Origin of the sequence: Stenotrophomonas sp. Y-13 (assembly GCF_046267925.1) — a bacterium.
GTDB lineage: Bacteria > Pseudomonadota > Gammaproteobacteria > Xanthomonadales > Xanthomonadaceae > Stenotrophomonas > Stenotrophomonas acidaminiphila_A.
The window spans coordinates 634,677-646,892 of record NZ_CP176501.1 but is presented as its reverse complement, the minus strand read 5'-3'; the positions used below and the strand labels follow the sequence as shown (position 1 = coordinate 646,892).

The following is a 12,216-nucleotide window of genomic DNA, read 5'->3' as shown; positions in this document are numbered from 1 at the left end:
AGTGCCGGAAGTTGCAGCGCTTGTCATCCGGACCGCCCACAGCCTAGCGGCCCGACCGTAGCGGAACGTGAACCGAGCCGGGGCACTGCGGCGGCGGCCACCCCGGCGACGGCCGCGGTGGTCGTTCCCGCAGGGGCAAGCGTGGTGCCCGGCGATCGCCCGGCGGCCGGGGCGAGGCTCCCGGGCCAGGACGCGGCCGGGGCGGCGGAACCGGAAAAGCAGGCCTGTGCCACGTGGCCGGGCCGCGCGGCGCGGGTACCGGCGGCGACACGGCGCCGTGCCCCCCTGCGGTGGCACGGATCAACGGCCGGCGGCGTGCGCCGGACGCGGGTCAGCCGACCCCGGCGCCGGCGGCCTGGCGGTCGGCGTGGTAGGACGAACGCACCATCGGCCCGGACGCCACGTGGTGGAAGCCCAGCGCGTAGCCGTACTCCTCCAGCGCCTTGTACTCGTCCGGCGTCCAGTAGCGCAGCACCGGGTGGTGATGCGGGGTGGGCTGCAGGTACTGGCCGATGGTGACCATTTCCACGTCGTGCGCGCGCAGGTCGCGCAGGGTGGCCTGCACCTGCTCCAGGGTTTCGCCGAGGCCGAGCATGATGCCGGACTTGGTCGGCACGCCCGGGTGCTGCGCCTTGAACTTCTGCAGCAGGGTCAGCGACCACTGGTAGTCCGCGCCCGGGCGCACGTTGCGGTACAGGTCCGGCACGGTCTCGATGTTGTGGTTGAACACGTCCGGCGGATTGGCCGCCAGGATCTCCAGCGCGCGCTCCATGCGCCCCTTGCCACGGAAATCCGGGGTCAGGATCTCGATCCGGGTGCCCGGGCTGAACTCGCGGATAGCGCTGATGCAGTCGACGAAATGGCCGGCGCCGCCATCGCGCAGGTCGTCGCGGTCGACGCTGGTGACCACCACGTACTTCAGGCCCATGTCCTTGACCGTCTGCGCCAGGTGCAGCGGCTCGGCGGCGTCCGGCGGCTTGGGCCGGCCGTGGGCGACGTCGCAGAACGAGCAGCGGCGGGTGCAGACCTCGCCGAGGATCATGAACGTGGCGGTGCCGTGGCCGAAGCACTCGTGGATGTTCGGGCAGCTGGCCTCCTCGCACACGGTCACCAGGCGGTTCTCGCGCAGCTTGGCCTTGAGCTGCTGGACGGCGTTGCCGGAGGGGATGCGCACGCGGATCCACGACGGCTTGCGCAGCACCGGGGCCTCGGCGAACTGCACCGGCGAACGGTTGATCTTGTCGCCACCGAGCTGCTTGGCGCCGGCCTGCAGCGGCGCGGACGGGGTGTCACCCTGCAGGACCTGCAGGGGAATGGAGCGGTGGGAGGATTCGTTCATGGCGTTCCGGCGGCGTCAGGGCCGCATGGTCAGGTCGGGCAGTCCGGGGTCGTCGCGCAGGTCCAGCCCGAACTGCCGGGCCAGGTGGGACAGCAGCACCGGCTTGACCGCCGCGATGCCCGAAGGACCGCCCAAGTCTAGCACCGAGGTCACCTGCATCCCGGCATAACCGCAGGGATTGATGCGGTGGAAGGGCTCCAGGTCGAGGCTGACGTTGAACGCCAGCCCGTGGAAGCTGCAGCCACGGCGCACGCGGATGCCGAGCGCGGCGATCTTGGCGCCGCCGACGTACACGCCGGGCGCGCCTTCCAGGCGTTCGGCGACGATGTTCCACTCGTCCAGGGTGTCGATGATGGCCTGCTCGATGCGGCACACGTAGTCGCGCACGCCGATGCCCAGCCGGCGCAGGTCCAGCAGCGGGTAGACCACGATCTGGCCGGGGCCGTGGTAGGTCACCTGGCCGCCGCGGTCCACGTGCAGCACCGGGATGTCGCCCGGCGCCAGCACGTGTTCGTCCTTGCCAGCCTGGCCCAGGGTGAACACCGGGTCGTGCTCGACCACCCACACTTCGTCGACGGTGGCGTCGTCGCGGGCGTCGGTGAAGCGCTGCATCGCGTGCCAGACCGGCGCGTAGGCCTGGCGGCCGAGGTCGCGCAGCGTCGCCACGCGGACCCTGCCGCCGCCTGCCGCCGCAGCCGCGCAGGCGCCTACAGCGTCCACTTCACTTCCGGGTGGTTGCGCAGGGCCACGTGCGCGGCGTCGTACTGGGCGCGGCTGTCGGCCTTGAAGGCGATGCGCACGGACACGTACTTGCCGTTGGACGAGTGCTTCCAGCTGATGCGCTCGTTGAGCACATCCACGCCCGCCTGCAGCAGCAGCCGCGGCAGCTCGTGCTCCAGCCCGATGTTGGCCGCGCCCATGGCGCTCAACTCGAAGGTGCCGGGAAACTGGAAGCCGTGTTCGGGGTTGTCGGACTTGATTTCCATGCCCGCCATTATCGGGGCGCGGGCCGGCAAACCCAAGGTCCGGGAACGCGGAAGGGCCGCTGCGGGCGGCCCTTCCGTGGAAAGCTGCGTTGTCGCTGGCGCCGGTGCATGTGCCGGCCAACGGCCGGCACCTACCCGAAGCGTACCGGCCGCGGCCGGTACCCTCGCTTATTTGGACAGCTCCAGCAGGGTCGAGGAGACCCAGCCCTTGTTGCCCAGCTCGTCCTCGACTTCCCACATCACGCCTTCCTTGTTGCCGGTGGGGTACAGCATCATGCCCGGATCCAGCGAGCGCACCGGCGCGCCGGTGCCCTTGGCGTTGGCCAGCAGGCGGCCCGGGCGGGTCACCGTGACCGCCTGCTGGGCGTTGGCCGCCGAGGCGTTCTCCGGCAGGCCGCCGAGCTGGGCGACGATGTCGGTATAGGCCTGCAGGTAGGCCATGGTGATCACCTGGCCGATTTCGGTATTGGCATAGCCGCCGACGCCGGCCGCACCGAAGCCGCCGCCGCCGAACAGGCCGCCGCCGGCACCGAAGCCGATGTCGCTCTTGCGCGCCGAGCCCTCGGAGATCGCCACCTGCTCGGAGGAGCGCACGTCGGTCACGGTCAGCACCACGTCGGCGGTCTTGCTGCGGAAGTTCAGGCCACCGACGATCGCGCCGGCCTTGCCGCCGATCAGGCCGCCCAGCAGGCCGCCGATGGCGTTGCCGCCGGCGTTGCTGTTCTGCGACACCAGGTCGGGGATCATCACGTAGTCGGCGGCCTTGATCTGGCCCTTGCCGACGTTGGAGCGGCCGCGCAGGTCGCCGCTGGCGGCCAGCTCACGCTCGAACTGGCCGGCGGCCATGCCGGCGCCGCGGTCCACCAGGGTGAAGCAGCGCGAGCGGCTGACGAACACCTTGATCAGCCGCGACGGCGCCGGCAGCTGCTGGCCGGTCCACCAGTTGGTGGCGTCTTCGGGCTCGATCACCGAAATGGTGCCGATCGGGCGCTGGCACACCGGGATCTGGGCGGCCGCCTGCTTGCGCTGCTCCTGCGCCTGGGTACCGGTGTTCTTGAACGACGCCTGCGCCGGCTGGCTGGACAGGACCGCGGCGACACCCACGGTCAGGGCAGCCGCCATCAGCGGCGAAAAGACATTACGCATAGTGTTGTATTCCCCGTTAACCTGCGCCGCGTGGCGGGCGCGTTCCTTTGGTCTGAAAACCCAGCGACAGGGTCCTGGTCCTTGCAGGCAGCCAGTATGGCAAGCGCGGAGTGGTCGGCGGCGATGCTACCGCAGGGCCATGACGCTTTCCAACCGGCACCGGTCACGGTTCGCGGCGCCCGCCGGCGGCGCTGCAACGATGTGATCCGCGATCGCCACTGCGCCCACCCGGGCCGCGCGGGTAAGCTGCGCGCACTTCAACGACCCGGATCCGAGCGCATGCACACCCGCCTGCGGCTGCCCCTGGCGCTGGCCCTGGCGCTGGCCGGCAGCCCCCTCAGCGCCGCGGCCGCGCCGCCCGATAGCTGCAGCGGCAGTGCGCTGCACGACCACCCGCCCGCGGTCAATTTCCGCGTGGACAACGACCTGTTCGGTGGTGCCCACCAGGACCAGGGCTATACCAACGGGGCCATGCTGACCCTGGTCTCGCCAAACCTGGCCGACTACACCGACGACCCCTGCCTGCCGGCGCCTGCACGCTGGATCAACCGCCACCTGGAGCGGCTGCAGCCGGGCGGGTTCGAGCAGCAGAACATGATCTTCAGCGTCGGCCAGGGGCTGTTCACGCCGACCGACAGCAGCCGCGCCGACCTGATCGCCGACGACCGCCCCTATGCCGGCGTGCTGCTGGTCAACTTCGGCTACAACGCCCGCAACGGCGACCGCCTGCGCACCACCCAGCTCGCGCTGGGCATGGTCGGCCCGTCCGCGCAGGGCAGGCAGGTGCAGGATGCCGTGCATGGCGTGCTCGGCGACGAGAAGTTCAGGGGCTGGAAGAACCAGCTGCACGACGAGCCGGTGCTGCGCCTGCTGCATGAACGGATGCGGCGCTGGCCGGCGAACAACGCCGCCGGCTGGGGCTGGGACGCGATCAGCCACTGGGGCGGCGCCCTCGGCAACCTGGCGACCTATGGCAACGGCGGCGGCGAAGTCCGCTTCGGCTGGCAGCTGCCGGACGATTTCGGCAGCTCGCCGCTGCGTCCGGCGGGCGAGAACACTGCGCCGACGCGCGGCGGCAGGGCGGCCGGCTGGTCCGGGCACCTGTTCGCGACCGCCGATGCGCGCTGGGTGCTGCGCGACATCACCCTGGACGGCAACACCTTCCGCGGCAGCCACCGCGTGGACAAGCGCGCACTGGTCGGCGAGATCGGCTACGGCGTGGCGTTGATGCGCGGCAAGTGGAAGTTCGCGCTGGCCCGCTACCACCGCAGCCGCGAATTCGATGGGCAGAAGCAGCGGCCGGTGTTCGGCAGCTTCACCATCAGCCGCACGCTGTGATCGCCACGGCTGGCGCCGGCCCATCGAAAAAGCCGGCTTGCGCCGGCTTTTTCGTGGGCAGGGTCAGGACTTCCACCACATCATGAAGGCGTCCCACAGGCGCTTGAAGAAGCCGCCCTCTTCCACCGCCTGCACCGCCACCAGCGGCGACTCGGCGACCACCTTGCCGTCCAGCGTCACCTTCACCGTGCCGATCTGCTGGCCGGCGGCGATCGGCGCGACGAGCTGCTTGGGCACGTCCATGCTCGGCTTGAGGTCGGCGTAGCGGCCGCGCGGCACGCTGACCAGCAGCGGCTGCGCCACGCCCAGCTGCACCTCGTCGGCGGCGCCCTTCCACACGTGCTGGGTGGTCACGGCCTTGCCGGTCTCGTACAGGCGGTGGGTCTCGAAGAAGCGGAAGCCCCAGTTCAGCAGCGCCAGGCTGTCATCGGCACGCTGCTTTTCCGACGCGCCGCCCATCAGCACCGCGATCAGGCGCTGGTCGCCGCGCTGGGCCGAACTCAGCAGGCAGTAGCCGGCCGCCGAGGTATGCCCGGTCTTGATGCCGTCCACGCTCGGGTCGCGCCACAGCAGCAGGTTGCGGTTGGGCTGGGTGATGTTGCCTACGGTGAATTCCTTGATCTTGTTGTAGGCGTAGGTTTCCGGGTAATCGCGCACGAAGGCGCGGCCCAGCAGCGCCAGGTCGTAGGCGCTGGACTGGTGGCCATCGGCGGTCAGGCCGTGGGCGTTGACGAAGTGCGAGTCCTTCATGCCGATCTTGGCGGCATAGTTGTTCATCAGCGCGGCGAAGGCTTCCTGGCTGCCGGCCGCATGCTCGGCCAGGGCGATGGCGGCGTCGTTGCCCGACTGGATCGCCATGCCCTTTTCCATGTCCTCCAGGCGCGCGGTCTGGTTGACCGGGAACCCGCTGTAGCTGCCATCGGTACCGGCGCCGCCCTCGCGCCAGGCGCGCTCGCTCATCATCACCTGGTCGTCGGGCTTGATCTTGCCGTTGCGGGTCTCGGCGGCCAGCACGTAGGAAGTCATCACCTTGGTGATGCTGGCCGGCGGCAGCGGCATGTGGATGTTCTCGCCGGCCAGCACCTGCCCGGAGGCGTAGTCCATCAGCACCCACGCGGTGGAGGTGGACGGCGCCGGCGCGGGCGGGATCGCCACCTGGGCGGGGGCGGCGGCCGGCGCCGGGGCCGGGGTGGGCGTCTGGGCGGAGGCCAGGCCGATGGCGAACGTCGTGGCCATGGCGGCGGCGGCAAAGCGGAATTTCATCGGAAAGCGGTTCCTGTCGGGACAAGGAATGGAAAACAGGCGGTCATTGTAGGGCGTGGTGGCGGCATCGCACCGGCATCAGCGCCCGATCGGCGTGGCTTCCATGCCTTGTAGCGCAGTCAGTCGCGGACGATCTGTGGCCTGCCGAAGCCCAGACCGGTGATGCGGCCGGCAAGTTCCGCCGCCTTGGCCACGTCCTCGGCCGGCACGCGCAGGCGCCACAGGGTGCGCCCGCCACTGACCACGTCGCTGAGCGTGGCGCCGGCGATGCCGGCCGCACTCAACTGCCCCAGCGCGCGGGCGGCGTTGTCGCGGCTGGAAAAACTGGCGACCTGCAGCAGGATCGCGCCCAGCGCGCGTGCCGCGGCATCGGGCGCGGGCGTGGCCGCCACCGGTGCGGCGCCAACCGGCGCCGCCGATGACGATGGGCCGGGGGCCGCCGGTAACGCCTGCACGGCCACCGCCTGCGGCGCCGGACCGGCGGCGTGGACTTCGGCCGGCCGCGGCGTTGCCGGCGCAGCGGCCGGCAGCGCCTGGACCAGCTGGTCCATGCGGCTGGGCGACGGCGGCGCGGCGGCGGTGCTGCCGGCCGCCGCCGTGGCGCGCGCGCGCGCCGGGCGGCGCGTCTCGCGCGAGGCCAGCAGGTTGTCGCTGCCGGGCGTCAGCCCGCGTACTTCCACCCGGCCGGTACCGCGCTGGGTGATGCCCAGGCGCACCGCGGCGGCATAACTGAGGTCGATCACGCGGCCATCATGGAACGGGCCGCGGTCGTTGACCCGCACGATCACCGACTCGCCGTTGTCCAGGTTGGTGACGCGGGCGAAGCTGGGCAGCGGCAACGTCTTGTGCGCGGCAGTGAACTGGTACATGTCGTAGACCTCGCGGTTGGAGGTCAGGCGCCCGTGGAACTTGGCGCCGTAGTAGGAAGCCGTGCCCTGCTCGACGTAATCGTCGACCCGCTCCATCACCCGGTATTCCTTGCCGAGCACCACGTACGGCGAGCGGTTGCCGATGGCCGAGCGCGGCTCGTCGCTGACCACCGGTTCCGGGATGCAGGCTACGTCGGGCACGTAGTCGGGGGTGCTGTCCTTGACGCCCGGGCGGTACAGGCCGCCGGCACTGTAGTGGCCGCGCGTGCCGGGATCCTCCTGTGCCTTGGCGTAGGGCGAACCCTCGGGGCAATGCGCGGGGCGCCCGCCGCGGCCCTGCACCACGCTGCCGTGCGTGGCGCCATGGCCGCTACCGGCGGCCCTGGACTTCGGTGGCGCGCTGCTGCAGGCAGCCAGCCCGAGGACGATCAACGCAGGGACCAGCCACTTGCTGTTCATGCCGGCGGCAACTCCTGTCCGGCGATGGCCTGCGACAACTGGAACACGGCCATCGCGTACATCTTGGAAAGGTTGTAACGGGTGATCGCGTAGTAGTTCTGGAAGCCCAGCCAGTACTGCTTGCCGTCGCTGCCTTCCAGGGTGATCGGGGTGGCGGTGGCCCCGGCCGCGCGTACCGGCACCCGCGGGTGGTAGCCGCGGGCGGCCAGGGCATCGAGGCCCAGGGTCGGCGTCCAGTCGACGGGGTTGAGTTCCTCGCGGCCGGCGTCGAGCGTGGCCGGCACCGCGACCGTGCCGCCGCGCACCCAGCCGCCCTTCTTCACGAAGTAGTTGGCGATGGAGGCGAACACGTCGTCGTAGCTGGTGAACAGGTCGCGGCGGCCGTCGCCGTCGCCATCCACGGCATAGTCCAGGTAACTGGACGGCATGAACTGGCCCATGCCCATCGCGCCGGCGTAACTGCCCTTGAGCGCGGCGATGTCCAGCTTCTCCTGCGCGGCCAGTTCGAACAGCTTGGCCAGTTCGTCGCGGAAGAACAGTTCGCGGCGCACTTCGCGCTCGAGCTTCTCCGGGTCGCCGCTGCGCGGGTACTTGAACGCCAGCGTGTACAGCGCATCGAGCACGCGGTGGTTGCCGGTGTTGGCGCCGTAACTGGTCTCCACGCCGATGATCGCCACGATCACCTCGGCCGGCACGCCGCTGCGCGCCTGCACGCGCTGCAGGGCGTCGCGGTGCGTGGCCAGGAACCTGCGGCCGCCGTCGATGCGCGCCTGGCTGATGAACATCGGCCGGTACTCGTTCCACGGCTTGACCCGTTCGGCCGGGCGCGCCATGGCGGCGATGATCGGTTCGCGGATCTGCGCCTGCGCCAGCACCGATTCGATGTAGGCCGGGTCCAGCCGGTAGCGCGCGGCGGTGTCGCGTACGAAGTTGGCGCGCGCGGTCTCGAACGGCACCGGGGTCAGGTCCACCGGCGGCAGGTCGGACCTGCGCTCGGGGACGGCTTCGGCCGGCGTACCGCCGGTGCCTATCGGTTTGCCCGCCGCGAGCGGAGCGGGAGCAGGCGCCTGGGGCTGGGTCGCGCAGGCGACCATGCCCAGGGTGAGACAGCAGACCAGAACACGTCGAATCATCAGCCGAGATTAACAGGTCATTGATGAATTTCCATCAATAACACCATGAATCGCAAAGGGATTGGAAGTGCCCGGGAGCCGGCGGCGGCCCATGCCGCCACCCGGCAACTGAATGCGCTGCCAGCGGAAAGTACCGGCGCGGCGCCCTGCCCGCTCCCCTCCGCACCCGGCGCGGAGGGCGGCCCGCTGTACGCACCGGCCTGTCCGCACCTGCCGCGACCGAGCGCACGTTTCCTGCCGGCCGCGTGCGTGCCCGAACGCGCCGCACCACGCCAGCGGACGCCAGAAAAAATCTGGGCACCGGCTGCACCCCCCATCCCAGTGGGTGCAGCCGGTGCCCGGACCGGATCGCGACACGTGCCGGGCGTCTCCCCACGCCCGGCCGGCGGATCCCGGCCTTGCCGTCCCGCGGATTCGCAGGCCGGCCGCCACGGCGCGACGCGTCCGGTGGCGGGGAGCATTGTGACGCTTTTGTTAATTCCGGTGTTTGATCGTGATCAACCCCGGCCGGACCGGCGTCGCAGTTTCCGCCGGCTCAGCCGTGGCCGCCGTGCACCGGGTTGTAGCTGCGCGCGGCCATCACCAGGCCGAACCCGGCCAGCAGCGACACCGCGGCGGTACCGCCGTAACTGATCAGCGGCATCGGCACGCCCACCACCGGCAGCAGGCCCGAAATCATGCCGCCGTTGACCAGCGCATAGACGAAGAACGACAGGCCGGTGGCGCCGGCGACCAGCCGCGAGAAGCCATCGCGCGACTGCGCCGCGATCCACAGGCAGCGGCCGATGATGAAGATGTACAGCGCGATCACGATCGCCACGCCCAGCCAGCCGAATTCCTCGCTCAGCACCGAGAACGCGAAGTCGGTGGTCTGCTCGGGAATGAAGTTCAGGTGCGACTGCGACCCCAGCCCCCAGCCCTTGCCGGTCAATCCGCCCGAGCCGATGGCGATCTTGGACTGGATGATGTTCCAGCCAGCGCCCAGCGGATCGTTGTCCGGATCGCGGAAAGTGAGGATGCGATCCTGCTGGTAGGGACGCAGGAACGAGAACCACGAGATCGGCGCGAACAGCACTACCGCCAGCGCGCTGCCGCCGACGGTGCCGGCGGTGATGAACCACCACCACGGCATGCCCGACAGGTACAGGACGAAGACGCCGCTGGCGGCGATCAGCATGGCGGTACCCAGGTCCGGCTGCAGCATCACCAGCGCGGTGGGCACGCCGATGATCAGGCCGGCGACCAGCACCACCGGTATCCGCGGCGGCAACGGCATCCGGTGCAGGTACCACGCCACCATCATCGGCATGCTCACCTTGAGCAGCTCGGCCGGCTGCAGGTAGAACAGCTTCAGGTCCAGCCACTGGCGCCCGTACTTGCCGGTGCCCAGCACGAACACCGCCAGCAACGGCAGCATCGACAGCGCGTAGATCATCGGCGTCCAAGCGCGGATGCGCAGCACCGGCACCCGCGCGATCGCCCACATCGCCACCAGGCCCACCGCGAAGCGCGCGCCCTGGGCCATCACCAGGCCGCTGCCGCCGGCGCTGTCCAGCACCGCCAGGCCCATGCCCATCAGCGCGCACAGCGCCAGCAGCAGCGGCCAGTCGAGGCCACGGGTAAGGCGCTGCGCCATCTCCAGCAGCCAGCGCAGGAAGTCCCTCATCGCCGTTCCTCCTGTACCGGTTCCGGCGACGATGCCGGTGACGGTGACGGTACCGGTGTCGGGGACGGCTCGCCCGCCGGCACTACCGCGGGAGCGGGGGCGGGGGCGGAGGTGGCGGAACCGGTATTGGCCGCCCCTTCGACCACGCCGCTGGCATCGACGGCCTGCTGCACGTCCGGCATCACCCCGAGCAGCCACGCATCGAACACCTTGCGCGCGATCGGCGCCGCCGCCGCGCCGCCATAGCCGCCGCCCTCGACCGCGACCGCGATGGCGATGCGCGGGTCCTCGGCCGGGGCGAAACCGATGAACAGCGCGCGGTGGCGCAGGTGCATCGGCAGGCTCTTCGGGTTCACCGCGGCGGTGCCCTTGCGGCTGACCACCTGCGCGGTACCGGTCTTGCCGGCCATCAGGTACGGCGCCCCGGCCGCCACCCGCCAGCCGCTGCCGCCCGGCTGCATGGTGCCCATCATGCCTTCGCGCACGGCCTGCAGGTTGCCGGGATTGGGGCTGATCGGCCGCGGTGCGGGCTGCGGCAGCGGCGTCCAGTCATGGTCGAAGCCGACCTTCTGCTCGACCACCAGGTGCGGCCGGCGCAACTGCCCGGAGGCCAGCCCGCCGACGCCGCGCACCAGCTGCAGCGGGGTCACTTTCCACAGGCCCTGGCCGATGCTGGCGTTGACCATGTCGCCGGGATACCAGCGCTCGTTGCGCAGCCGCGCCTTGGCCGCCGGCGACGGCAGGATGCCGCCGATCTCGCCGGCCAGGTCGATGCCGGTGGGCTGGCCGAAGCCGTAGTGGCCGCCCATGTACTGGTCATAGCGCTCCACGCCCATGTCCACGCCGAGCTGGTAGTAGTAGGTGTTCACCGACTGCGAGATCGACTTGCGCAGGTCGGTCCAGCCGTGGCCGCCGCGATTGGCGTCGCCCCAGCCGCGGCTCACGCCCGGCAGGTAGAACATGCCGCGCGAGAGGATCTTGTCCTCGGGCCGGCGCAGGCCGCTGTCGAGCCCGGCCAGGCCCAGGAACGGCTTGACCGTGGAGCCCGGCGCCACGCCGCCCAGCACCAGGCGGTTGAACTGCGGCCGCGAGGGGTTTTCGTTGAGGCGCTTGAAGTCGGCGTGGGAAATGCCGTTGACGAACAGGTTGGGGTCGTACGAAGGCAGGCTGACCATGGCCAGGATCTCGCCGGTGCGCGGGTCGATCGCCACCGCCGACCCTTCCTGCTCGCCGAACGCGGTCACCATCGCCTGCTGCAGGTCCACGTCGATCGACAGCCGCAGGTCGGCGCCGGACTGCGCCGGTACCCGGCCGAGCGTGCGGATCGCCCGGCCCTGCACGTTGGTCTCCACCCGCTCGTAGCCGATCCTGCCGCGCAGCCGGTCCTCGTAATAGCGCTCCAGCCCGGACTTGCCGATATGGGTCAGCGCCGCATTGCCCTCGCCCAGCTCCTGCAGGTCCTTGTCGTCGACCCGGCCGACATAGCCGATGACGTGCGCCAGCAGGTCGCCATAGGGGTAGCGGCGGGTCAGGTACGGCTCCAGCTCCACCCCCGGGTAGCGCCAGCGGTCGACCGCGAAGCGCGCCATTTCCTCGTCGCTGACCCGCAGCTTCAGCGTCACCGGCATGAAGCTGCGCCGCGCCTTGCGCGACTGGTTGAAGCGCTCGATGTCCTCGTCGCTCAACGAAAAGATCGCGCGCAGCCCGGCCAGCGTGGCGGCCATGTCCTGGACCTTGTTCGGGGTCACGTCCAGGCGGAACGCCGGCACGTTCTCGGCCAGCAGGCGGCCCTTGCGGTCGTAGATCAAGCCGCGCCCGGGCACCACCGGCCGCGCCTTGATGCGGTTGGCTTCCGAGCGGGTGGCGTAGACGTCGTGGTCCAGCACCTGCAGCTTGAAGTACCAGCCGGCCAGCACGCCCAGCCCCAGCAGCACGCCGAGGAAGCCGACCGCCGCACGGCGCCGGAACTGCTCGACCTCGGCCTGCGGGTTCTTGTGCTGGCGCCGCCCGTACATGG

General features: G+C 70.6%; 10 protein-coding genes. 1 reads left to right on the top strand and 9 read right to left on the bottom strand.

The window, feature by feature from the left end; translation table 11 throughout:
• Positions 1–331: 331 nt before the first annotated feature.
• From lipA to ACJ7VY_RS02790, 4 genes are all read right to left on the bottom strand, one after another.
• Positions 332–1,339 (bottom strand): lipoyl synthase, encoded by a 1,008-nt coding sequence (lipA, locus tag ACJ7VY_RS02805; protein ID WP_161615593.1) that lies wholly within the window; start codon positions 1,337–1,339, stop codon positions 332–334.
• A 15-nt stretch (positions 1,340–1,354) separates the two neighbouring features.
• Positions 1,355–2,059: a lipoyl(octanoyl) transferase LipB gene (gene lipB, locus ACJ7VY_RS02800; protein WP_312348949.1), complete on the bottom strand. Its 705-nt coding sequence runs from the start codon at positions 2,057–2,059 to the stop codon at positions 1,355–1,357.
• Positions 2,047–2,325: a DUF493 family protein gene (locus ACJ7VY_RS02795; protein ID WP_104940108.1), complete on the bottom strand. Its 279-nt coding sequence runs from the start codon at positions 2,323–2,325 to the stop codon at positions 2,047–2,049. The genes lipB and ACJ7VY_RS02795 overlap by 13 nt, the downstream gene beginning before the upstream one ends.
• A 168-nt stretch (positions 2,326–2,493) precedes the next feature.
• The gene (locus ACJ7VY_RS02790; RefSeq protein ID WP_104938032.1) at positions 2,494–3,447 is read right to left on the bottom strand and encodes a CsgG/HfaB family protein; all 954 of its coding nucleotides are present in this window, start codon (positions 3,445–3,447) and stop codon (positions 2,494–2,496) included.
• A 303-nt stretch (positions 3,448–3,750) separates the two neighbouring features.
• Here ACJ7VY_RS02790 and ACJ7VY_RS02785 point away from each other — a divergent pair, with 303 nt between their 5' ends.
• A complete protein-coding gene (locus tag ACJ7VY_RS02785) occupies positions 3,751–4,809 on the top strand; it encodes a lipid A deacylase LpxR family protein (RefSeq protein WP_409476319.1) in 1,059 nt (352 codons plus the stop codon).
• Positions 4,810–4,872: 63 nt separating this feature from the next.
• Here ACJ7VY_RS02785 and ACJ7VY_RS02780 read toward each other — a convergent pair whose 3' ends face one another.
• The 5 genes from ACJ7VY_RS02780 to mrdA form a co-directional block, all read right to left on the bottom strand.
• A complete protein-coding gene (locus ACJ7VY_RS02780; protein WP_104938031.1) occupies positions 4,873–6,072 on the bottom strand; it encodes a D-alanyl-D-alanine carboxypeptidase family protein in 1,200 nt (399 codons plus the stop codon).
• A gap of 119 nt (positions 6,073–6,191) precedes the next feature.
• Entirely contained in the window at positions 6,192–7,400 is a 1,209-nt protein-coding gene (locus ACJ7VY_RS02775) for a septal ring lytic transglycosylase RlpA family protein (RefSeq protein ID WP_409476318.1), read from the bottom strand.
• Positions 7,397–8,533 (bottom strand): lytic murein transglycosylase B, encoded by a 1,137-nt coding sequence (mltB, locus tag ACJ7VY_RS02770; RefSeq protein ID WP_313228803.1) that lies wholly within the window; start codon positions 8,531–8,533, stop codon positions 7,397–7,399. The genes ACJ7VY_RS02775 and mltB overlap by 4 nt, the downstream gene beginning before the upstream one ends.
• 535 nt (positions 8,534–9,068) lie before the next feature.
• A complete protein-coding gene (gene rodA, locus ACJ7VY_RS02765) occupies positions 9,069–10,199 on the bottom strand; it encodes a rod shape-determining protein RodA (protein WP_104938028.1) in 1,131 nt (376 codons plus the stop codon).
• Positions 10,196–12,214, bottom strand: coding sequence for a penicillin-binding protein 2 (gene mrdA / locus ACJ7VY_RS02760; protein WP_409476317.1), 2,019 nt, complete (start codon positions 12,212–12,214; stop codon positions 10,196–10,198). The genes rodA and mrdA overlap by 4 nt, the downstream gene beginning before the upstream one ends.
• Between the last annotated feature and the right edge of the window lie 2 nt (positions 12,215–12,216).